Annotated in this window: 20 protein-coding genes; 14 read left to right on the forward strand and 6 right to left on the reverse strand. The window is 72.5% G+C overall.

The genetic code is table 11. From position 1 onward, the window contains the following. Positions 1 to 156: 156 nt before the first annotated feature. The 14 genes from AC5JJ1_RS20530 to AC5JJ1_RS20595 all read left to right on the forward strand — a co-directional run bounded on the left by AC5JJ1_RS20530 (position 157) and on the right by AC5JJ1_RS20595 (position 15,684). Positions 157 to 1,986, forward strand: coding sequence for a DEAD/DEAH box helicase (locus tag AC5JJ1_RS20530; protein ID WP_495787006.1), 1,830 nt, complete (start codon positions 157 to 159; stop codon positions 1,984 to 1,986). Between the two features lie 103 nt (positions 1,987 to 2,089). Beyond that, positions 2,090 to 3,292 carry an acyl-CoA dehydrogenase gene (locus tag AC5JJ1_RS20535; protein WP_495786973.1) on the forward strand — a complete coding sequence of 401 codons (1,203 nt, stop codon included), beginning with the start codon at positions 2,090 to 2,092 and terminating at the stop codon, positions 3,290 to 3,292. Continuing rightward, positions 3,292 to 3,717, forward strand: a complete 426-nt coding sequence (locus AC5JJ1_RS20540) for a DUF2721 domain-containing protein (protein WP_495786974.1) — start codon at positions 3,292 to 3,294, stop codon at positions 3,715 to 3,717. Before AC5JJ1_RS20535 ends, AC5JJ1_RS20540 begins: the two co-directional genes overlap by 1 nt. Before the next feature lie 4 nt (positions 3,718 to 3,721). After that, positions 3,722 to 4,969 carry a class I SAM-dependent RNA methyltransferase gene (locus AC5JJ1_RS20545; RefSeq protein ID WP_495786975.1) on the forward strand — a complete coding sequence of 416 codons (1,248 nt, stop codon included), beginning with the start codon at positions 3,722 to 3,724 and terminating at the stop codon, positions 4,967 to 4,969. Positions 4,970 to 5,041: 72 nt separating this feature from the next. Then, a complete protein-coding gene (locus AC5JJ1_RS20550; protein WP_495786976.1) occupies positions 5,042 to 6,028 on the forward strand; it encodes an MBL fold metallo-hydrolase in 987 nt (328 codons plus the stop codon). A 103-nt stretch (positions 6,029 to 6,131) separates the two neighbouring features. Continuing rightward, entirely contained in the window at positions 6,132 to 7,043 is a 912-nt protein-coding gene (locus AC5JJ1_RS20555) for a lysophospholipid acyltransferase family protein (protein ID WP_495786977.1), read from the forward strand. A gap of 177 nt (positions 7,044 to 7,220) precedes the next feature. After that, positions 7,221 to 8,624 carry a tRNA (N6-isopentenyl adenosine(37)-C2)-methylthiotransferase MiaB gene (miaB, locus tag AC5JJ1_RS20560; protein WP_495786978.1) on the forward strand — a complete coding sequence of 468 codons (1,404 nt, stop codon included), beginning with the start codon at positions 7,221 to 7,223 and terminating at the stop codon, positions 8,622 to 8,624. A 92-nt stretch (positions 8,625 to 8,716) separates the two neighbouring features. Beyond that, positions 8,717 to 9,709 (forward strand): PhoH family protein, encoded by a 993-nt coding sequence (locus AC5JJ1_RS20565; protein ID WP_495787007.1) that lies wholly within the window; start codon positions 8,717 to 8,719, stop codon positions 9,707 to 9,709. A 19-nt stretch (positions 9,710 to 9,728) separates the two neighbouring features. Next, positions 9,729 to 10,208, forward strand: a complete 480-nt coding sequence (ybeY, locus tag AC5JJ1_RS20570) for an rRNA maturation RNase YbeY (RefSeq protein WP_495786979.1) — start codon at positions 9,729 to 9,731, stop codon at positions 10,206 to 10,208. Then, positions 10,205 to 11,110, forward strand: coding sequence for a hemolysin family protein (locus AC5JJ1_RS20575; RefSeq protein WP_495786980.1), 906 nt, complete (start codon positions 10,205 to 10,207; stop codon positions 11,108 to 11,110). Before ybeY ends, AC5JJ1_RS20575 begins: the two co-directional genes overlap by 4 nt. A gap of 17 nt (positions 11,111 to 11,127) precedes the next feature. Then, on the forward strand, positions 11,128 to 11,568 hold the full coding sequence (locus AC5JJ1_RS20580) for a hypothetical protein (protein WP_495786981.1): 441 nt from the start codon (positions 11,128 to 11,130) through the stop codon (positions 11,566 to 11,568). Positions 11,569 to 11,721: 153 nt separating this feature from the next. Continuing rightward, the gene (locus tag AC5JJ1_RS20585; protein ID WP_495786982.1) at positions 11,722 to 13,248 is read left to right on the forward strand and encodes an ATPase domain-containing protein; all 1,527 of its coding nucleotides are present in this window, start codon (positions 11,722 to 11,724) and stop codon (positions 13,246 to 13,248) included. Further along, a complete protein-coding gene (locus tag AC5JJ1_RS20590; RefSeq protein ID WP_495786983.1) occupies positions 13,229 to 14,914 on the forward strand; it encodes an ATP-binding protein in 1,686 nt (561 codons plus the stop codon). The genes AC5JJ1_RS20585 and AC5JJ1_RS20590 overlap by 20 nt, the downstream gene beginning before the upstream one ends. A gap of 29 nt (positions 14,915 to 14,943) precedes the next feature. Further along, positions 14,944 to 15,684, forward strand: a complete 741-nt coding sequence (locus AC5JJ1_RS20595) for an endonuclease III domain-containing protein (protein ID WP_495786984.1) — start codon at positions 14,944 to 14,946, stop codon at positions 15,682 to 15,684. Here AC5JJ1_RS20595 and AC5JJ1_RS20600 read toward each other — a convergent pair. From AC5JJ1_RS20600 to radA, 6 genes are all read right to left on the reverse strand, one after another. Beyond that, complete coding sequence (locus tag AC5JJ1_RS20600; protein ID WP_495786985.1) at positions 15,605 to 16,582, reverse strand: NAD(P)H-dependent glycerol-3-phosphate dehydrogenase; 978 nt, start codon at positions 16,580 to 16,582, stop codon at positions 15,605 to 15,607. The genes AC5JJ1_RS20595 and AC5JJ1_RS20600 overlap by 80 nt on opposite strands. A 3-nt stretch (positions 16,583 to 16,585) precedes the next feature. After that, on the reverse strand, positions 16,586 to 17,413 hold the full coding sequence (locus AC5JJ1_RS20605; RefSeq protein ID WP_495786986.1) for a 23S rRNA (adenine(2030)-N(6))-methyltransferase RlmJ: 828 nt from the start codon (positions 17,411 to 17,413) through the stop codon (positions 16,586 to 16,588). Further along, complete coding sequence (locus AC5JJ1_RS20610; protein WP_495786987.1) at positions 17,410 to 18,123, reverse strand: SDR family NAD(P)-dependent oxidoreductase; 714 nt, start codon at positions 18,121 to 18,123, stop codon at positions 17,410 to 17,412. Before AC5JJ1_RS20610 ends, AC5JJ1_RS20605 begins: the two co-directional genes overlap by 4 nt. After that, positions 18,123 to 19,604, reverse strand: a complete 1,482-nt coding sequence (gene purF / locus AC5JJ1_RS20615; RefSeq protein ID WP_495786988.1) for an amidophosphoribosyltransferase — start codon at positions 19,602 to 19,604, stop codon at positions 18,123 to 18,125. Before purF ends, AC5JJ1_RS20610 begins: the two co-directional genes overlap by 1 nt. 10 nt (positions 19,605 to 19,614) lie before the next feature. Then, positions 19,615 to 20,214, reverse strand: coding sequence for a CvpA family protein (locus tag AC5JJ1_RS20620; RefSeq protein WP_495786989.1), 600 nt, complete (start codon positions 20,212 to 20,214; stop codon positions 19,615 to 19,617). A gap of 154 nt (positions 20,215 to 20,368) precedes the next feature. Beyond that, positions 20,369 to 21,808, reverse strand: a complete 1,440-nt coding sequence (radA, locus tag AC5JJ1_RS20625; protein ID WP_495786990.1) for a DNA repair protein RadA — start codon at positions 21,806 to 21,808, stop codon at positions 20,369 to 20,371. Positions 21,809 to 21,851 lie beyond the last annotated feature (43 nt).

The raw sequence follows: 21,851 nt of genomic DNA on the forward strand, positions 1-21,851 counted from the left end.
TCGGCCATGTGGGCCGCCATGCCGCCGCTGTCCCGGCGAAGGAACCGACCGCACTTGACCGATACCCCTGACCGGCCCGCTTCCGACGCGGCCGAGACTACGCACAACGACCACCAAGCTGGCGACCGCCAGGCCGAGACCCCGCCCGCCGCGGCCATGGCGGCCGAGCCCGCGCCTGCCCCGGCGACCGAGGATGTGCCGGAAACCGTCATGGCGGAGAGCGCCACCGCGGTGATCGAGCCTGCCGCCGAGACCTCCGAACCCGACCCGGCCGAGCTGCTGCCGCCGGCGATCGATGCCGCCGCGGAGCAGGACGCCGAGGACGAAGGCGACGAGGAGGACCAGGAGGAGGATGAGGGCGAGGACGAGGCGCCGCGCGTCACCTTCGCCGATCTCGGCCTGTCCGAGCCGATCCTCCAGGCCGTCGCCGAGGCCGGCTATGTCTCGCCGACGCCGATCCAGGAAGCCGCTATCCCCATCGTGCTGATGGGCCGCGACGTGCTCGGCTGCGCCCAGACCGGCACCGGCAAGACCGCTGGCTTCACGCTCCCAATGCTCGACATCCTGGCCAATGGCCGGGCCAAGGCGCGCATGCCGCGCAGCCTGATCTTGGAGCCGACGCGCGAGCTCGCGCTGCAGGTGGCCGAGAATTTCGTCAAGTACGGCAAGCACCTCAACCTGGTGCATGCCCTGCTGATCGGTGGCGAGAGCATGAACGACCAGCGTGCCGTGCTCGAGAAGGGCGTCGACGTGCTGATCGCGACCCCGGGCCGCCTGCTCGACCTGTTCGAGCGCGGCCGCATCCTCCTTGCCGACTGCAGGGTCCTCGTCATCGACGAGGCCGACCGCATGCTCGACATGGGCTTCATCCCGGATGTGGAGCGCATCGTCTCCATGCTGCCGCCGATGCGGCAGACGCTGTTCTTCTCCGCCACCATGGCTCCGGAAATCCGGAAGCTGGCGGATGCCTTCCTGCAGAACCCGAAGGAGATCAGCGTCTCCGCCCCGGCCTCGGTGGCGACGACCATCACCGCCGGCCTGCTCTGGACGCGGGAGCTCGACAAGCGGGAGGCGCTGCGCCGCCTCATCCGCCGCGAGGAGGTGCAGAACGCCCTGATCTTCTGCAACCGGAAGATCGAGGTGGACGTCCTCTACAAGTCGCTCAAGCGCCACGGCTTCTCGGTCGGCGCCCTGCATGGCGACATGGACCAGCCGAGCCGCTTCGCCACGCTGAACAAGTTCAAGGCGAACGAGCTGCAGCTGCTGGTCTGCTCCGACGTCGCGGCGCGCGGCATCGACATCGGCGGGCTCAGCCACGTCTTCAATTTCGACGTGCCCTTCCACGCCGAGGACTATGTCCACCGCATCGGCCGCACCGGCCGGGCGGGCAAGCAGGGCGCGGCCTTCACCATCGCCACGCCCGACGATGCGCGCAACGTCGCCGCCATCGAGAGCCTGACCGGCAAGCCGATCCCGCGCATCGAGGTCGAGGGGCTCGACCCCATCAGCAACGAGGAGATCGCCGAGGCGGCCTCGCGCCCCAAGCGCGGCCGCGGCGGCAGTGCCGGGCGTGGCGGTGGGCGCGAGCGGGATCGCGGCGGCCGCGACCGTCGCCCGGCGCCGCAGGCCGACCGGCCGGAGCGCGGCCCCCGCCCCGAGCGGAGCGGCCGCGACCGTCCCGAGCGGGAGCGCGGCGAGCGCGATCGGCCTGAGCGTAACCGCGACCGTGCGCCGGTCGCCGCCCGCGAGGAGCGCCCGGCCCGTGAGGAACGTCCGGCCCGCGAGGAGCGGGCTCCCCGCGAGGAGCGCGCCCCGCGCGAGGAGCGCCGCTGGGACCGCGAGGCCCCGCGCCGGCGCGACCGGGACCGCGACGACCTGGGCCCGGCCGTGGTCGGCTTCGGCGATGCCGTGCCCGCCTTCATGCTGATCCCGATCCCCCGCCCGCGCCGCGACCAGCAGCCGGAGCAGGAGGCCGAGGCGGCGTGACCCCCGGCCCGCGGGCGATGTCCCGCGGGCGCCTCGCTACCCGTTGTCCGACCGCGCCCGAGGCGCCAAGTACCGGCGGCAGAAAAGCCCCGAGGAGCCAGCCATGAACGTCGTCATCCAGCCCCCCAAGCGCATGGCCAGCTTCGCCTGGGAAGACGCGCTGCTCCTCGAGGACCAGCTGACCGAGGACGAGCGGATGATCCGCGAATCCGCGCACCAGTTCTGCCAGGAGCGGCTCTTCCCCCGCATCCTCATGGCCAACCGGCACGAGACCTTCGACCGGGAGATCATGAACGAGTTCGGCGAGATGGGCTTCCTCGGCGCGACGCTCGAGGGCTATGGCTGCGCCGGCGTCTCCTACGTCGCCTACGGGCTGATGGCCCGCGAGGTGGAGCGGGTCGATAGCGGCTACCGCTCGGCCTTCTCCGTGCAGTCCTCCCTGGTGATGTACCCGATCCACGCCTTCGGCTCCGAGGCGCAGCGGGAGAAGTACCTGCCGAAGCTCCGCACCGGCGAGTGGGTAGGGTGCTTCGGCCTGACCGAGCCGGATGCCGGCTCCGACCCCTCCTCCATGCGGACGCGGGCGAAGAAGGTCGATGGCGGCTACCTCGTCTCCGGCTCCAAGACCTGGATCACCAACGCGCCGATCGCCGACCTCGCCGTGATCTGGGCTAAGGACGATGAGGGCATCCTCCGCGGTTTCATCCTCGAGAAGGGCATGAAGGGCCTTACCTTCCCGAAGATCGAGGGCAAGTTCTCGCTCCGCGCCTCGACCACCGGCATGATCATGATGGATGAGGTCTTCGTCCCGGAGGAGAACCGGCTACCGGGCGTGAAGTCGCTCGCCGGCCCCTTCTCCTGCCTCAACCGCGCCCGCTACGGCATCGCCTGGGGCGCGCTCGGCGCCGCCGAGTTCTGCTTCCATGCCGCGCGCGACTACGCGCTGAACCGCACCATGTTCGGCCGCCCGCTGGCGCAGACCCAGCTGGTGCAGAAGAAGCTCGCCGACATGGAGACGGAGATCACGCTCGGCCTGCAGGCCGTGCTCCGCGTCGGCCGGCTCTTCGACGAGGGCAAGGTGGCGCCGGAGATGATCTCCCTGGTGAAGCGCAACAATTGCGGCAAGGCGCTCGACATCGCCCGGCTCGCGCGGGACGTGCATGGCGGTAACGGGATCGTGGACGAGTACCATGTCATCCGCCACGTCATGAACCTTGAGACGGTGAACACCTATGAGGGCACGCATGACGTCCATGCGCTGATCCTGGGGCGGGCCATCACCGGGCTGAACGCCTTCGGAGGCTGATGTTCAGCGCCCAGGATGTGCCGGAGCTGGAGCAGACGATCCAGCTCGCCATCGCGCCGGCCTTCCTGCTGACCGGCATCTTCTCGGCGCTGAACGTGCTGGCCGGGCGGCTCGCCCGGCTGATCGACTGGGAGAGGGCCATCCGCAACGGCCTTTCCCCGGCGCTGGCCGGCGAGCGGCGACGCCTGGCGGAGCGGGCCTGGCACATCCACCGCGCCATCACCTGCTGCGTGCTGGCGGCAATGGCGCTCTGCACCCTCATCGTCCTGTCCTTCGGCGCGGTCTTCCTCGGCCTCGCCGTCGCCTGGGTGCTGGCCGGGCTGCTGATCGGCGCGATGCTGCTGCTGGTCGCGGCGCTCGGTTTCTTCCTCGCCGAGGTGCGGATCGCCTCGCACCACCTGCCGCTGACCGCCGACGAGGGCTGAGGCGATGGAGCTGCTGATCGACCAGATGGGTGCCGCAGGGGATGGTGTGGCCCAGGCGCCCGCCGGCCCCGTCTTCCTCTCCCAGACCCTGCCGGGCGAGCGGGTGCGCGCCCGCATCAGCGGCAAGCGCGGCGAGGCGGAGGCCTGGCTCGCCGAGAGCCCGGAGCGCGTCGCCCCGCCCTGCCGCCACTTCCCGGCTTGCGGCGGCTGCGTGCTGCAGCATTGGGACCTCGCCCCCTATGGCGCCTGGAAGCGGGGGCGGCTGGTGGAGGCGCTGGCGCGGGCCGGCTTCCCCGATGCCCCCGTCGCGCCGCTGGCGATGACGCCGCGGAACAGCCGCCAGCGGGCCGATCTCGGCCTCGAGCGCCTGGCCGACGGTCGGGTGCAGATCGGCTTCCACCAGCGCGGCACCACCAACCTCGTGCCCATGCAGGAATGCCACGTGCTGCGGCCCGAGCTGGTCGCGCTGCTGGGGCCGCTCGCCGAGGCCCTGCGCCGCATGGAAGGGCTGCGGCGGCTCGGCTCCGCTGTCATCAACCTTCTGACGAGCGGGCCGGACATCCTGCTGCGGACCGATGCGCCGCTGTCCGCGCCGGACCGGCGCCTGCTCGCCGCCCTGGCGACGGAGCGGCGCATCCCCCGTATCGCCTGGGCCGGCAAGGGCGGGCCGGCGGAGGTCGCGGCCCAGCTCGGGCCGGTGCGGCATCTGCTCTCGGGGGCGGCGGTGGTGCCGGCGTCGGGCGCCTTCCTCCAGGCGAGCGCCGAGGGCGAGGCGGCCATCATCGCCGCGCTGCTGGAGGGGCTGCCACGCAAGCTCCCGGGCCGGGCGGCCATCGCCGATCTCTATGCGGGGCTCGGCACGCTCAGCATCCCGCTCGCCGCCCGCGCCCGCGTCACCGCCTTCGAGGCGGTGCCGGAGGCGGTCTCGGCGCTGGCCACGGCCGCGGGCAAGGCTGGGCTGCGGGTGAAGGCGGTGCGGCGCGACCTCGAACGGCAGCCGCTGGCCGGGCCGGAGCTGCGAGAATTCGCCGCCGTGGTGCTCGACCCGCCCTTCGCCGGCGCGGCCGAGCAGACGGCGCTGCTGGCCCGGGCCGGGGTGCCGGCCATCCTCTACGTCTCCTGCAACCCGGTCGCCCTGGCGCGGGATGCGAAGCCGCTGCAGGCCGCCGGCTACCGCGTCACTACGGCGGTGCCGGTCGACCAGTTCCTCTGGTCGCCGCATCTGGAGGCCGTCGTCGCCTTCGCGCGCTGATCCCCTCGCGGAATGGCTTGATCCCTGCGTGGGCCTCCCTACCAATAGGGGGGCGACTTCCGAGAGGGACCGATGACCGACTTCACCAGCCGACGCCTCGCCTTGGGCGGCCTCGCCGCCGGGCTTGCCGCCCCGTCCCTGCTGCGGGGCGCCGCGGCGCAGACCGCACCGGCCGCCCCCTCCCCTGCCGGCCAGGCGCCAGGCTTCTACCGCTTCAAGGTCGGCGGCTTCACCGTCACCACCGTGCATGACGGGTTCTTCGAGCGGCCGCTGCAAGGCTTCGTGCGCAACGCGCCGATCGAGGAGGTGCAGAAGGTGCTGGCGGAGAGCTTCCTGCCGACCGAGAGCATCCGCATCCCCTTCACCGTCACCTTCCTCGACACGGGCAGTCGACTCGTCGCCTTCGACAGCGGCAACGGCGTGCTGCCGCCGACCGCGACGCAGGGGAAGATGATCCAGAACATGGCGACCGCCGGCATCGACCCGGCCAAGGTCGACCTCGTGGTGATGAGCCATTTCCACGGCGACCATGTGAACGGCCTGCTGAACGGCGCCGGCGCCGCGGCCTTCCCCAATGCCGAGGTCGTCGTCCCTGCCGCGGAATGGGCCTGGTGGAGCGACACCGGCAACGAGACCCGCAGCCCCGAGGGCCAGCGTGCCACCTTCGCCAACAGCGCCCGCCGCTTCGCCCCCTACCAGGGCAAGATCCGCCAGGTGGCGGCGGGGGCGGAGGTGATCCCCGGCATCCAGGCGGTCGCCGCCCATGGCCATACGCCGGGCCATACCTGCTACCTGATCGCCGACGGTCCTGCGCAGGCGATGTTCCTCGCCGACACCACCAACCGGCCGGAGCTGCTGGCCCGCCGCCCGGACTTCCACGCCGTCTTCGACTTCGACGCGGCGATGGCCGAGGCGGCGCGGCGGAGGATCCTCGACCAGGCAGCGGCCGACCGCATCCGCGTCACCGGCTACCACTTCCCCTTCCCGGCGAATGGCTACATCGCCAAGGAGGGCAACGGCTACCGCTTCGTTCCGGCGGACTGGTCGGGCAGCCTCTGAGGCCGGGGCGCGTCGCCGCGGGGGGCAGGGTGGGCGGATATCACCCAGTCGTCGCCGCGGCGACATTGCAGCGTCACGGAGCGCGGGCTATCCGCTGACCATCATGGAAGCCGTGGCCCGCGACCCGATCGAAGCCCTTCGACCCCGCCGCCTGCGGCGGAAGAAGCCCCTGCGGTTCAAGAGCAGCCTGCCCGGCGGGCGGCTGTTCGACGTCTTCGAGGAGCGGCCGCTCGGCGGCCGGGTCCGGGCGGTGCGGCGCATCGCCTCCGTGCTGCTCTGGACGCTGGTCTCGATCCCCATCCAGTCCGTGCTGCTGCTGCTGCCGGGACGGCCGAAGGTGGTCTTCGCCCGGGTCTACCATGCCGTGCTGTGCCGGCTGATCGGGCTCAGGGTGCAGGTGATCGGCGAGGCGTCGCGGGAGAAGCCGGTGCTCTTCCTGTCCAACCACTCCTCCTGGCTCGACATCCTGGTGCTCGGGGGGACGCTGGAGGGCTGCTTCGTCTCCAAGGCGGAGGTCGGCACCTGGCCGCTGATCCGCACCGTGGCGCGGCTCGGCCGCACCGTCTTCGTCAGCCGCAGCCGCGGGCGGACGGGCAGCGAGGCGGAGGCGATGAGGGCGCGGCTGGCGGCCGGCGACAGCCTTATCCTCTTCCCCGAGGGCACCAGCAGCGACGGCACGCGGGTGCTGCCCTTCCGCAGCGCCTTCCTGGCGACAGCGGGCTCGGCGCGGGAAGTGCAGCCGGTCTCGCTGGTCTATGACCGGCTCGGCGGGCTGCCGGCCTGCCGGCGGGACCGGCCGCTCTTCGCCTGGTACGGCGACATGTCGATCGCCAGCCACTTCTGGCGGCTGGCGCGGCGCAGCGGGGCGCGGGCGACCGTGGTGCTGCACGAGCCCTTCAGCCCCACGGCCCTGCCCGACCGCAAGGCGATGGCAGCGGCGAGCTGGACCACCGTCTCCACCGGCGCGGCGCTGCTGCGGCAGAACCGGCCGGCCGCGCCCCTGGCGACGGTGTGACCAAAGCAGGCTTGACCCGAGCTGCCGCGAAGCCCGACGCTTCCGTCACCATGCGATTCTCGCCCTCTCCCGGGGCGATGCCCCGGCCCCTCGCCGCTTGACCGCGGCCTCCTGCCTGCGCATGTGCGCAAGCAGCTTCGGCGCCGCCGCGCCGATGGGGTGGAGTGGGCCTTTGGCATGACGGTACCGGACGCAGCGACACGGAAGCGGCTCTTCCTCCGCACCTGGGGCTGCCAGATGAATGTCTACGACAGCGCCCGCATGGCGGATGTGCTGGCGCCCCTCGGCTATGCGCCGGTGGAGGCGCCGGAGGGGGCCGACATGGTCATCCTCAACACCTGCCATATCCGCGAGAAGGCCAGCGAGAAGCTGTTCTCCGAGCTCGGCCGCCTGCGCGAGATGAAGCGGGAGCGCGAGGCGGCCGGCGAGGGCATGGTGCTGGCCGTCGCCGGCTGCGTCGCCCAGGCGGAGGGGGCGGAGATCACCCGGCGCGCGCCTTGGGTCGACATCGTGCTCGGGCCGCAGACCTATCACCGCCTGCCGGAGATGGTGGCGCGGGCGAGCCGGGCCGCCGGCGCCGTCATCGAGACGGAGATGCCGGTCGAGCAGAAATTCGACCACCTGCCGGAGCAGGCGGGCGGCCAGGGCATCGCCGCCTTCCTCACCGTGCAGGAGGGCTGCGACAAGTTCTGCTCCTTCTGCGTCGTGCCCTATACGCGCGGGGCCGAGTATTCGCGCCCGGCATCGGCGGTGGTGGCCGAGGCGCGGCGACTGGTCGCGGGCGGGGCGCGGGAGATCACGCTGCTCGGCCAGAACGTCAACGCCTATCACGGCGAGGGGCCGGGCGGGCGCGTCTGGAGCCTCGGGCGGCTGATCCGCGCGCTGGCGGAAATCCCCGGCCTGCTCAGGCTGCGCTACACCACGAGCCACCCGCGCGACATGGATGACGACCTGATCACGGCACACCGCGAGGTGCCGGCGCTGATGCCCTACCTACACCTGCCGGTGCAGTCGGGCAGCGACCGGGTGCTGGCGGCGATGAACCGGGGCCATACGGCGGCCGAGTTCCTGGCCGTGGTCGACCGGCTGCGGGAGGCGCGGCCGGACCTCGCCCTCTCCTCCGACTTCATCGCCGGGCATCCAGGCGAGACGGCCGAGGACTTCGCCCAGACCATGGCGCTGGTGGAGCGGGTCGGCTTCGCGCTGGCCTACAGCTTCAAGTACTCGCCGCGGCCCGGGACGCCGGCGGCCGGCGCGCCCTTCCAGGTTCCCGAGGCGGAGAAGGACGCCCGGCTCCAGGCGCTCCAGGCGCTGCTGCGCGAGCAACAGGACGCGTTCAACCGCTCCCGCGTCGGGATGACGATGCCCGTGCTGCTCACCGGGCCGGGCCGGCATCCCGGACAGGTCGCCGGGCGTTCTCCCTGGTTGCAGCCGGTGCACCTGGCGGCGCCGCTCGATCTGGTCGGGCGGGAACTGCCGGTGCGCATCCTCGCCGCCCATCCCAATTCCCTCTCCGGCCTCCTGGCGGCCGGGGAGGGCGTATCCGCAAGCCTGCCCGCAGAGGAGCCTGCCCCCGCTTGAACACCGCCCCCATCGTCTTCCGCGCTGGGGAGGCCCGCGGCACGCGGCCCGCCTCCCCTCCCCCCGCATCGCCGGAGCAGCGCAGCGTCACGCTGCAATTCGACGACAACGCCCTGCTCCCCCTTCTCTACGGGGAACATGACCGCCATCTGGCGCGGATCGAGCAGCGATTGGGGGTCCGGCTCGGCTCGCGCGGCAACCGGTTGACCATCGCCGGCGGGGCGGGACGGACCGAAGTGGCGGAAGTGGCGCTGAAGGCGCTGTGGCGGCGGCTCGAGAAGGGCCAGCCAGTGGGGACGGCAGAGGTGGAAGCAGCCTTGCGCATGGCCGAAGGAGACGCCGAGGGCGACCCGCGCCTGCCCTTGCAGGACCGGCCGGAGATCCGCACCCGGAAGGGGGCGATCGCCCCCCGGACCCCGGCCCAGGCGGCCTATATCGACCTGCTGGCGCGGCAGGAGATGGTCTTCGGCATCGGCCCGGCCGGCACCGGCAAGACCTATCTCGCTGTGGCGCAGGGCGTCGCCCTGCTGCAGGCCGGGCGGGTGGACCGCATCGTGCTCAGCCGGCCGGCGGTGGAGGCGGGGGAGCGGCTCGGCTTCCTCCCCGGTGACCTGAAGGAGAAGGTGGACCCCTATCTCCGCCCGCTCTATGACGCGCTGCACGACATGTTGCCGGCGGAACAGGTGGCGCGGCGGATCGCCTCGGGCGAGATCGAGATCGCGCCGCTCGCCTTCATGCGCGGCCGGACGCTGGCGCATTGCTACGCGATCCTGGACGAGGCGCAGAACACCACGCCGGCGCAGATCAAGATGTTCCTCACCCGCATGGGCGAGGGAACGCGTATGGTGGTCACCGGCGATCCGACCCAGGTCGATCTGCCGAGTGGCCAAAGGAGCGGGCTGACCGACGCGCTGAACATCCTCGACGGGGTGGATGGCATCGGCGTCGCCCGCTTCGACGAACGCGACGTGGTGCGGCACCCGCTGGTGGCGCGCATCGTCGCGGCATATGGGCGGGCCGATGGCCGGGCGGCGCAGCCGCCGGGCCGGGGGCCGAAGAAGGAAGGCGATGGAACCGGACAGTAGTCGTCCCGAGGGCGAGGGCTTGGAGGATCCCCTCCAACCGGCATCCCCAGAGGTGCTGGTCGATGTGGTGGTGGAGAATCCGGCTTGGCGGCGCTTCGTGCCGCGGGCGGAGGTCCTGGCGCGGCGCGCGGTCGCCGCGGCGCTGGCCGGGAGCGGGGCCGAGGGCCTCGTCACCGTGCTGCTGGCGGATGACCGGGCGCTCAAGCGGCTGAACGGCGAGCATCGCGGCAAGGAGAAGCCGACCAACGTCCTGAGCTTCCCGGGCGGGGCGCCGGGCTATCTCGGCGACATCGCCCTGGCCCTCGGCGTGGTGCGGCGGGAGGCGGAAGCGGGCGGCAAGGCGCTGGCCGCGCATTTCGTCCATCTGGTCGCCCATGGGGCGCTCCATCTGATCGGCCACGACCATCTGGCGGCCGGCGAGGCGCGGCGGATGGAGCGGGCCGAGGCGCGGGCGATGCACCGGCTGCGGCTGCCCAACCCCTGGAGGCATGCGGCATGAGCGCCTCGAACGGCAATGGCCGCGACGGGCTGCTCTGGCGCCTGCAGAGCCTGCTGCGGCGGCGCGAGGCGGAGAGCGTCCGCGACCGCATGGAGGAGCTGATCGAGGAGCAGCGCGAGCCGCACGATCCGGGCGAGCGCGGCGGGACGGATGCCGACGACCTCGACGCGCAGGAACGTGCCCTGCTCGGCAACGTCCTCAAGCTGCGCGACAAGACGGCGGGCGACGTCATGCTGCCGCGCGCCGACATCATGGCGATGCCGGAGGACTACACGCTGGAGCAGGCCATCCGCCTGATCCAACGCGACGGGCACAGCCGCTACCCGGTCTTCCGCAAGCAGCTGGACGACATCGTCGGCATGGTCCACATCAAGGACGTCTTCGCCAGCGTCGGCAACGACGCCTCCTTCGACATGAAGGCGATCCTGCGCAAGCCGCTCTTCGTCGTGCCGAGCGTGCATGTGCTCGACCTGCTGCTGCAGATGCGTCAGGCGCGGATCCACATGGCCCTCGTCGTCGACGAGTATGGCGGCATCGACGGGCTGGTGACGATCGAGGACCTGGTCGAGACCATCACCGGCGACATCGCCGACGAGCATGACGAGCCGGGCCCGCCGCAGCTGGTCGAGAAGCCGGACGGCACGATCGAGCTGGATGCGCGGATGCCGGTCGAGGATTTCGAGGCGAAGCTCGGCCCGGTGCTGACCGATGAGGAGCGCGCCTCCGACATCGACACCATGGGCGGCCTCGTCTTCAACATCGCCGGGCGGGTGCCGGCCAAGGGCGAGCTGGTCTCGCACTCCTCCGGCCTCGAATTCCGCGTGCTGGAGGCCGATCCGCGCCGCATCCGCCGGCTGCGGGTCCGCCGGCCCGGGGCGCAGCAGAAGCAGGCGGCGGAGTAGGGCGGGAGGGCAGCGCGATGGCGTTCAAGGGCAAGCCGCCGGGGACCGGCTCGGGCGAGATGTCCCGCACCACCCAGGCGCTGCGCCCTGCCATCGCGCTCTCCGAGGCGGAGGCGCGCAAGGCCCGGGCGCTGCGCCGCCAGGGCGAGGCGCCGCCGGTGATCGCGGAGAGGCTCGGCCTGCCGCTCGAGGAGGTGGAGAAGGCCCTCCTCCAGATGCGCAACCCCCGGCCGGAGACGACGCGGGGTACGCTCAACGTGACGCTTGCTGCGCACCGCTTCGTGCTCAGCGAGCGGCAGGGCGACGAGCCGCTCTGGCAGACCATGGACCGGCTGCTGGACGAGCTGATCCGAAGGCGGGCGGAGGCGGCGCGGCGGGCCGGCACGCGGCGCGGCGGACCGACGGCGGATGACTGGCTGCCGGGGCTCGAGGGGCCGGGGCTCGACCGCTCGGGCTGAGGGAACCGGTGCCGCGCCGGATACGTTTCGTCCCATAGTTGGCTGCCGCGAAATTGTGCCGCCGGGGCTGGACCTTCGGTTGCGGCGGCCAGGGGCGGTCATCACAATGGCCTCCTTCCGTCCGGACGATGGACCGGACCCTTGGGAGCAATAATGACCGACCGAAGCGACACCGCAGCCCTCGCCGATGCCGAGCCGCCGCGGGTCTCGACCGGCAGCGTCGGGCTCGACGACATCCTGGGCGGCGGCCTCGACGCCAACCGGCTGTATCTCTGCGAGGGGCGGCCCGGCGCGGGCAAGACCACCCTCGCCCTGCAATTCCTGATGGACGGGGTGCGGCAGGGCGAATCCGTCCTCTACATCTCCCTCTCCGAGACCGAGCGCGAGCTGCAGCTGGTGGCGAGGCGCCATGGCTGGTCGCTCGACGGAATCTCGGTCTTCGAGCTGGTGCCGCCGGAGGCGAGCCTCGACCCGAACCGGGAGCTGACGGTCTTCCATCCCGCCGAGATCGAGCTCAACGAGACGACGCAGCTGGTCTTCGATCGGGTGCAGGCGCTCAACCCCGCCCGCGTCGTCTTCGACAGCCTCTCCGAGCTGCGGCTGCTGGCGCAGAACTCGCTGCGCTACCGCCGGCAGATCCTGGCGCTGAAGCATTTCTTCACCGGCCGGAACTGTACCGTGCTGATGCTGGACGACATGTCCTCCAAGGCGGACGACCTGCAGCTCCACTCCATCGCTCATGGCGTGGTGCTGCTGGAAGAGACCGCCGTGGATTACGGCTCGGAGCGGCGGCGGCTGCGCGTGGTGAAGATGCGCGGCATACCGTTCCGCGGCGGCTTTCACGACTTCACCATCAAGCGGGGCGGGCTCGAGATCTATCCGCGGCTGGTGGCGGCGGAGCATCGCGGGCTGCCGGCAACCGGGCTGGTCGGGAGCGGCAAGCCGGGGCTCGATGCGATGGTCGGCGGCGGGCTGGAGCGGGGGACGAGCGTGCTGCTGCTCGGGCCGGCCGGGGTGGGCAAGTCCTCCCTCGGCCTCACCTATGCGCTCGCCGCCGCCGAGCGGGGCGAGCATGCGGTCATCTACGCCTTCGACGAGGGGCGGAGCACGATCTTCGCCCGCGCCGCGGCGCTCGGCCTGCCGCTGGAGGCGGCGGTCCGGGACGGGCTGGTCCACATCCAGCAGATCGATCCGGCGGAGCTGTCGCCCGGGGAGTTCGCCCATCTCGTGCGCAGCGCGGTGGAGCGGAACAGGGCACGCGTCATCGTCATCGACAGCCTCAACGGCTATCTCAGCGCCATGCCGGACGAGCGCTTCCTCATCCTGCAGATGCATGAGCTGCTGAGCTATCTGAGCCAGACCGGGGTGCTGACCTTCCTGGTGCTGGCGCAGCACGGGCTGGTCGGGCCGATGCAGACGCCGGTCGATATCAGCTATCTGAGCGATGCGGTCCTGGTGCTGCGCTATTTCGAGTTCGAGGGCTCAGTGCGGCGGGCGCTCTCCGTCGTGAAGAAGCGGAGCGGCGTGCATGAACGCTCGATCCGGGAATTCCGGCTGGGCTGGAACGGCATCGCAGTCGGCCCGCCGCTGAGGGATTTCAGCGGCGTCCTCACCGGCTCGCCGCACTACACCGGCTCTGGCACTCCGCTCCTGGCCGTTGATGAACCAGGCCAGCTCTGACCTCGCCACCCCGCGTATCCTCGTCCTGGCACCGACCGGGCGGGATGGCAGCGCCTCGGCCGATCTGCTGCGGCGGGCGGCGCTCTCGGCCGAGGTCTGCGCCGATCTGGAGGCGCTGCTGGCCGGGCTGGAGATCGGAGCGGATGCCGTCTTCGTCGCCGAGGAGGCGCTGATCGGCCAGCCGATCGAGCCGCTGCTCCATTGGGTGGAGCGGCAGCCGCCCTGGTCCGACATGCCCTTCGTCGTCCTCACCAGCCACCGGCAGACGCCGCAGGCGGTGGCCGGGCGGGCGCGGCTGGTGGCGGCGCTGCGCAACGTCTCGCTGCTGGAGCGGCCGGTGCAGGCCATCACCCTCACCAGCAGCCTGCAGGCGGCGGTGCGGGCGCGGCGGCGGCAATACGAGGTGCGGGCCCATCTCGCCGAGCGGGAGCGCGCGGCGCGCGGGCTGGAGGCGCTGGTCGCCGAGCGGACCCAGGCGCTGGAGGCGGCGAACGGGGCGCTGCGCGCGCAGATCGCCGAGCGCGAGCGGGTGGAGGAGACGCTGCGCCACGCCCAGAAGATGGAGGCGATCGGCCAGCTCACGGGCGGCGTGGCGCACGACTTCAACAACCTGCTGATGGTGATCTCGGGCGGGCTCGACATGCTCGGCCGCCAGCGCGATGCGGCGCGGCAGAAGCTGCTGATGGACGGCATGCGCCAGGCGGCCGGGCGCGGGGCGGCGCTGACCCGCCAGCTCCTCGCCTTCTCGCGGCGGCAGGCGCTGACCTCGGAGGCGGTCGACCTCGCCCGCCAGATCGGCGGCATGCGGGAGCTGCTGGACCGCAGCCTGCGCGGCGACGTGCATGTGACGCTCGACTTCGCGGAGGGGCTCTGGCCGGTCGAGGTCGATCCCGGCGAGCTGGAGCTCGTCGTGCTGAACCTCGCGGTGAATGCCCGGGATGCGATGCCGGAGGGCGGCACCATCGTCATCCGCGGCGAGAACCGGCCGGGGCTCGCAACCGATGGGCTGAGCGGGGATTTCGTCGCCCTCTCGGTGGTCGATACCGGGACCGGCATGCCGCCCGAGGTGCTGGAGCGGGTCTTCGAGCCCTTCTTCACCACCAAGGATATCGGCAAGGGATCGGGGCTCGGGCTGGCGCAGGTCTATGGCTTCGCCCAGCAATCGGGCGGCACCGTGCGGATCGACACCGCGCTCGGGCGCGGGACGACGATCATGCTGCTGCTGCCGCGCTCCATCCGCGCGCCGGCGGCGGCGGAGCGGCACCTGATCGACCTGCGGGTCGAGCGGCGGGTGGAGGCCAGGACCGGCCATGTGCTGCTGGTCGAGGATGACGACGAGGTCGCCGCGCTGGTCGGCGAGATGCTCGCCGAGCTTGGCTTCGAGGCGACGCGGGCGGCGAGCGCCGCGGCGGCGCTCGGGGCGCTGGCGGATGGGCGGGGGATCGACCTCGTCTTCTCCGACGTGATGATGCCGGGCGGGATGAACGGCGTCGACCTGGCGCGCGAGGTGAAGCGGCGGCGGCCCGGCCTGCCGGTGGTGCTCACCACCGCCTATGCCGAGGCGGCGAAGCGCGATGCCGAGGCGGAGGGGATCGCGCTGCTGCCCAAGCCCTACCGGCTGGAGGAGCTGGCGGCGGCGACACGGTTGGCGCTCGGCCGGCCGTGACCATCCCGCCTCCGCCGCGTTGAGGCGGGATGGACGCCGATGCCGACAAGGACCCCTTCGATATCGACCTCGTCTTCCGCCTGCTGCGGGAGGTGGTGGCGAGGCTGCCCAAGGCAGCGATGTTCGAGCTGCGCGACCGCGGCCATGGCTCGCCCTTCGAGCAGCTGGTCTCGGCCCTGATCTCGGCGCGGACGCGGGACGAGGTGAGCCTGCCGGTCTCGGAGCGCCTCTTCGCCGTGGCGAACACGCCGGCGGCGATGGCGGCGCTGGACGAGGCGCAGCTGGTCGGCCTGCTGCATGGCGCCACCTTCCCGGAGCCGAAGGCGCGGGACATCCTCGCCCTCTCGCGGCAGATCGCGGCGGCGGGGGCGGTGCCCGACACGCCCGAGGGGCTGATGGCGCTGCGCGGCGTCGGGCCGAAAATCGCGGCGCTGACCCTCGGCATCGGCTTTGGGCGGGCGGCGATCTCGGTCGACATCCATGTCCATCGCATCGTCAACCGCTGGGGCTATGTCGCGGCGCGGACGCCGGAGCAAACGATGCGGGCGCTGGAGGCGGTGCTGCCCCGGCGCTACTGGATCGAGATCAACGAGCGGCTGGTGCCCTTCGGCAAGGCGATCTGCACCGGCGAGCGGCCGCGCTGCGAGGGGTGCCTGCTGGTCCGGCAATGCCGGCAGGTGGGGGTGCTGCCTACTCGTCCCGCCGCGGCCGGGCCAGGAGCTGCGCCATCGCCTCGGCGACGGTCGTCTCGGCCGCCAGCAGCGCGGTGACGGCGTCGCAGACCGGCAGCTCCACCCCGGCGGCCTTGGCGCGGGCGAGCAGGGCCGGGGCGGTGCTGGCGCCCTCGGCTACGCTGGCCTTGCCCGCCAGGGCCTCGGCCAGGGTGAGGCCGCGGCCGAGGGCCAGGCCGAGCGCGGTGTTGCGGCTGGAGGGGCCGGCCGCGGTCAGCAGCAGGTCGCCGAGGCCCGAGAGGCCGGCGGCGGTCTCCGCCCGGCCGCCGAGCGCCACGACCAGGCGGGACAGTTCGGCGAGGCCGCGGGTGATGAGGGCGGCGCGGGCATTCTCGCCGAGCCCGGCGCCGATCACCGCCCCGGCGGCAATGGCGATGACGTTCTTCGCGGCCCCGCCGACCTGCACGCCGAGCGGGTCGTCGCTGCCGTAGAGGCGGAAGCCGGGCGTGGCGAGGCGGGCGGCTGCGCCCTCGCACAACGCTGCGTCGCGGCCGGCGAGGACGGCGGCGGCGGGCAGGCCGGCAGCGACCTCATGGGCGAAATTGGGGCCGGAAAGGATGGCGCCGGGGTGGCCCGGGCGGAGCCGCTCCAGCAGTTCGAGCGGGAAGAGGAGGCTCTCCCGCTCCACGCCCTTGGCGGCGAGGATGAGCGGCGGCAGCGAGGCCGGCAGCCGGGCCAGCAGGGCGCGGAGATGTTGGGTCGGGACGGCGAGGAGCGCCGCCTCCGCCCCGGCCAGCGCGGCCGGATCGGCGGTGACGGCGATGCAAGGGTCGAGCGCGATGCCGGGCAGGTGGCGCACATTCTCCCGCGCCTCGGCGATGGCGGCGGCGCGGCCGGCGTCGTGGGCCCAGAGCGTCACCGCGCCGCCCGCGCGCGCCGCCTGCACCGCGAGCGCCGTGCCCCAGGCGCCGGCGCCGATGACGGCGAGATGCGCCACCCCCTACTCCGCGGTGAGGCGGGTGATCGCCCAGCCCTCGCCCGGCTCGCGCGTGCCGAGGCGGTCCAGCAGGGCGGCGAGCATGGCGCCCGCCGCCGCCTCGAAATGCCAGGGCGGGTTGGCGATGATCAGGCCGCAGCCGTTGAGCCGCTGCGGATCGGTCGGCTCGCGCAGCCAGAGCTCGGCGGCGATCAGGTCGCGGACGCCGCTTTCCTGCAGGGCCGTGTGGAAGGCGCGGACCGGGGCGCGGTGCTTGATCGGGTACCAGCAGGCCTGGATGGCGGCGCGGAAGCGATGGGCGACGAGGGCGATGCCGGCCGCCATGCGCTCGAACTCGCCCTCCTGCTCGAAGGGCGGGTCGACCAGCACCAGGCCGCGCCGCTCCGGGAAGGGTGTCAGGGCGCGCAGCGCCTCCCAGCCGTCGCGCAGATGCACGGCGACCTGCGGATCGCGCCGGAAGCGGGCGCGCAGCACCGCATGGTCCTCCGGATGCAGCTCGCAGGCGAGGAGGCGGTCCTGCGGACGCAGCAGCGCCCGGACCAGGGCGGGCGAGCCCGGATAGCGCGCAGGAGCGCCGGCGGCGCGGACAAGGGCCAGATAGTCGGCGAGCGGGCCGTCCCCGGCATCGAGCAGGCGGAGGATGCCGCGATCGGCCTCGCCGGTGCGCCCGGCCTCGGGTGCGGCGAGGTCGTAGTCGCCGAGGCCGGCATGGGTGTCGAGCACGCGGAAGGGCGCCGGCTTGGCGGCCAGCGCCCGCAGCAGCGCCGCCAGCAGGGCGTGCTTCATGCAATCGGCGAAATTGCCGGCATGGAAGGCGTGGCGGTAATTCACGCGCCGAGCGCGATGGTCGCCCCGTGCCGGGTCTCCTCCGGCCGGCAGAGGGCGGCGATGGCGGCGGCCACCTCGGCGGGCTGGCGCAGGCTTGCCGGGTTCTCGCCTGGCATGGCGACGGCGCGGAGGCGGGTGGCGACGGGCCCCGGATCGACCAGGTTGACGCGGAGCGGCGTGCTCTCCACCTCGGCCGCCCAGGAGCGCGCGAGATGCGCCTGGCCGGCCTTGCCGAAGCCGTAGAGGCCCCAATAGGCGCGCGGCGCCTCGGCCACCGCATCGGCGAGGAAGACGGCGCGGCCGGCGGGCGCGGCACGCAGCGGCGGGTCGCAGGTGCGGATCAGGCGCCAGGTGGCGGTGAGGTTCACCGCGACGCTCCCCTGCCAATCGGGCGGCATGATGTGCGCGACGGGGGTGAGCTTCGCCAGCAGCCCGGCGGCGTGGACGAGGATGTCGAGCCGGCCGAAGCGATGCACGATCGAGGGGCCGAGCATGTCGATCTTCTCGGCATCCTTGGCAAGGTCGAGCGGGAAGAGCGTCGCCTGGCCGCCCTCGCCGCGGATGGTGTCGTCCACCTCCTCCAGCGCGCCCTGGGTGCGGGCGGTCAGCACGCAATGGGCGCCGAGGCGGGCGAGCTCCAGCGCCACCGCGGCGCCGATGCCGCGGGAGGCGCCGGTGACCAAGGCGACCGAGCCCTCCAGCGGCTTCGCCATCAGCCGATCTGCAGCAGCGAGAGCTGCTTGTCGCTGTTCGCCTGGGCGTCGCTCAGCGGGATGGCGTAGTCGCCGGTGAAGCAGGCATCGCAATAGGCGGGCTTCGCCACGTCGCGGCCGGGCTTGCCCAGCGCCCGGTAGAGCCCGTCGAGCGAGATGTAGGCGAGGCTGTCGACGCCGATGATCTTCGCCATGCCCTCGAGGTCATGCGTCGCGGCCAGCAGCTTGCCGCGCTCGGGCGTGTCGATGCCGTAGTAGCAGCTGTGGGTCGTGGGCGGGGAGGAGATGCGCATGTGCACCTCGCGCGCGCCGGCGGCGCGGACCATCTCGACGATCTTCTTGCTGGTGGTGCCGCGGACGATGCTGTCGTCGACAAGGATGACGCGCTTGCCCTCCAGCATCGGCCGGTTGGCGCTGTGCTTCAGCTTCACGCCGAGATGGCGGATCTGGTCGGTCGGCTCGATGAAGGTGCGGCCGACATAGTGGTTGCGGATGATGCCGAGCTCGAAGGGGATGCCGCTCTCGGTCGCATAGCCCATCGCAGCCGGCACGCCGCTGTCGGGCACGGGGACCACCACATCCGCCTCGACGCCGCTCTCGCGCGCCAGCTCGGCGCCGATGCGCTTGCGGGTCTCGTAGACCGGCGTGCCCTCGACCACCGAATCCGGGCGGGCGAAGTAGATGTACTCGAAGATGCAGAAGCGGGCCTGGTGCCTGCCGAAGGGCTTGATGCTGTGGACGCCCTGGTCGTCGATAATGATGATTTCGCCGGCATCGATGTCGCGGACGAACTCCGCGCCGACGATGTCGAGGGCGCAGGTCTCGCTGCACAGCACCCAGGAGGTCGGTACGCCATCCGTCCCGCCGGTGCGGCCGAGGACGAGGGGGCGGACGCCGAGCGGGTCCCGCGCCCCGATCAGCGCGCCGTCATGCAGGGCGACGAGGCTGTAGGCGCCCTGCACCTGGCGGAGCGCGTCGATCAGCCGGTCGACCACCGTCGAGTAGAGGCTGATGGCGATGAGGTGGATGAAGACCTCGCTGTCCGTCGTGCTCTGGAACAGGCAGCCGCGGTTGACGAGGCTGCGGCGGAGCGCGAGGGCATTGGTAAGGTTGCCGTTATGCGCGACCGCGAAGCCGCCGAAGGCGAAGTCGGCGTAGAGCGGCTGGACGTTGCGCAGCGCCGTCTCGCCCGTGGTGGCGTAGCGGTTGTGGCCGAGGGCGGCGCGGCCGCGCAGCGAGGCCATGATCTTGGCGTCCGAGAAGGTGTCGCCGACTAGGCCGCGGCCCCGATGGGCGTGGAAGATGCCGCCCTCGTCGAGGCTGACGATGCCCGCGGCCTCCTGGCCGCGATGCTGCAGCGCGTGCAGGCCGAGCGCCGTCAGCGCCGCGGCGTCGTTGGTGTTCCAGATGCCGAAGACGCCGCATTCCTCGTGGAATTTGTCATCGTCCGGGGTGGCGAACTGCGGGGCCTGTTCGGTCATGGGAGGGTCCTCACGTCCGGTTGCGGGCAGGCGGCCGCTCGAAGTCTTCCTGCGTCGGGATGGGGCGGGCCGGCGGCGAGGCCACGCGGGGGCGGTACTCGGTGGGAAGCTGGGCGACGAGCCATTGCGCGCCTTCGATCACCAGGGGGAGGGAGCGGGCCTCCCGGACCGGCTCCGGCCAGCGCTCGGTCGCCGGAAGCAACATGCCGCCGAGGATATAGGCAAGGATGACGAGAAAGGCACCCCGCGCGATGCCGAACAGCATCCCGAGCGCCCGGTCGGTGCCGCCGAGGACGGAATTCTGCACCAGGCGCGCGACGAAGGCGATCAGCACCTTCAGCACGATCAGCACCACGAGGAAGACGGCGCCCGCGGCCAGGGCATCGGCGAGCCAGGGGGGATCGACCGTGCCCTGGAGCAGGGGCGCAACGGAGGGGCGCAGGATGAGGGCCAGGGCGGCGGCGCCGATCCAGGCCCCCACCCCCAGCACCTCCTGCACCAGCCCGCGCAGGAAAGCGAGCACCGCCGAGACGGCCAGCACCGCCAGGACCACAGCATCGACCCAGGTCATCGTGCGGCGGATATAGCGATGGGGGGTGGGGGTGTCCACGCGCACCAGCGGTAGGGCTGGGCAGCGCGGGGCACAGGTGTGCCCGAATTACCCGGCCTCAGAGCTTGGTCGCCGCAGGCCGGAACGGCCGAAGGGGTAAATCATGCGGCCACACGGCTAGCCAGAGCATGATCCGTGATCCAGTGATCGCGGATCATGCTCTGGCCGGCTCCTTCCGCACCGAGCGTCCGGCGAAGGCGGCGACCAGGTCGGCGAGATGGCCCACCTCGGTGAGGCGAAGCCCGTCCGGCGCGCTCGGCGTGCGGCCGCCGCGGGCGACCCGGCGGGGCAGGACGGAGGCGGCGAAGCCGAGCTTCTGCGCCTCGCGCAGCCGCGCCTCGGCCTGGGCGACCTGGCGGACCTCGCCGGAGAGGCCCACCTCGCCGAAATAGACGGTCTCCGGGTCGGTCGGCCGGTCGGTGGCGGCGGAGACCAGGGCGGCGGCGACGGCAAGGTCGGCCGCGGGCTCGGCGATGCGGAGGCCGCCGGCGATGTTGAGATAGACGTCGTTCATGCCGAGGGTCATGCCGCAGCGCGCCTCGAGCACCGCCATCAGCATGGCGAGCCGCCCGGAATCCCAGCCGACCACCTGCCGTCGGGGACTCCCGCCGGCCGAGGGGGCGAGCAGCGCCTGCACCTCGACCAGGACCGGCCGCGTGCCCTCGATCCCGGCGAAGACGGCGGAGCCGGAGACATTGCCGCGCCGCTCGGCGAGGAAAAGGGCGGAGGGGTTCGGCACCTCGACCAAGCCGCGCTCGGTCATCTCGAAGACGCCGATCTCGTCGGTCGCGCCGAAGCGGTTCTTCACCGCGCGGAGGATGCGGAACTGGTGGCCGCGATCGCCCTCGAAGTAGAGCGTGGCGTCGACCATGTGCTCCAGCACGCGCGGGCCGGCGAGCGTGCCCTCCTTCGTCACATGCCCGACCAGGATGAGGGCGAAGCCGCGGGTCTTGGCGAGGCGGATCAGCTCCGCCGCGCAGGCGCGGACCTGGGCGACGGTGCCGGGCGCGGAATCGAGGGCATCGAGCCAGAGCGTCTGGATGGAGTCGATGACGACGAGCGCCGCCTCCCGCTCCTGCTCCAGGCTGGCGACGATGTCGCGCAGCGCCGTCGCGGCGGCGAGCGCCAGCGGCGCCCCTTCGAGGCCGAGGCGCAGCGCGCGGAGGCGCACCTGCTCCACCGCCTCCTCGCCGCTGACATAGAGGGCCCGATGGCCGCTGCCGGCGATGCGGGCGGCAGCCTGGAGGAGGATGGTCGACTTGCCGATGCCGGGGTCGCCGCCGACCAGCACGGCGGAGGCGGGGACGATGCCGCCACCGAGCACCCGGTCGAGTTCCGGCAGGCCGGTCGGGATGCGCGGCGGCGGGGCCGAGCTCCCCTGCAGGCCGACGAATTCCACGCGCCGGCCGCCGGCCACCTTGGCGGCCGGGCCGGGGCCGCGGACAGCGGCCGCCTCCTCCTGCAGGGTGTTCCACTCGCCGCAGGCATCGCAGCGACCCTGCCACTTCGGATGGACGGCGCCACAGGACTGGCAGACATAGCGGGCGCGGTCCTTGGGCAAGCGGCCTCCTCTTTCGGCACGAAACAGGAACATGGGACAGAGCCGCCTCCGGCGCAAGCCTGGACCGTGGCGGCCC

The sequence above is a fragment of the Belnapia sp. genome (genome assembly GCF_059504005.1).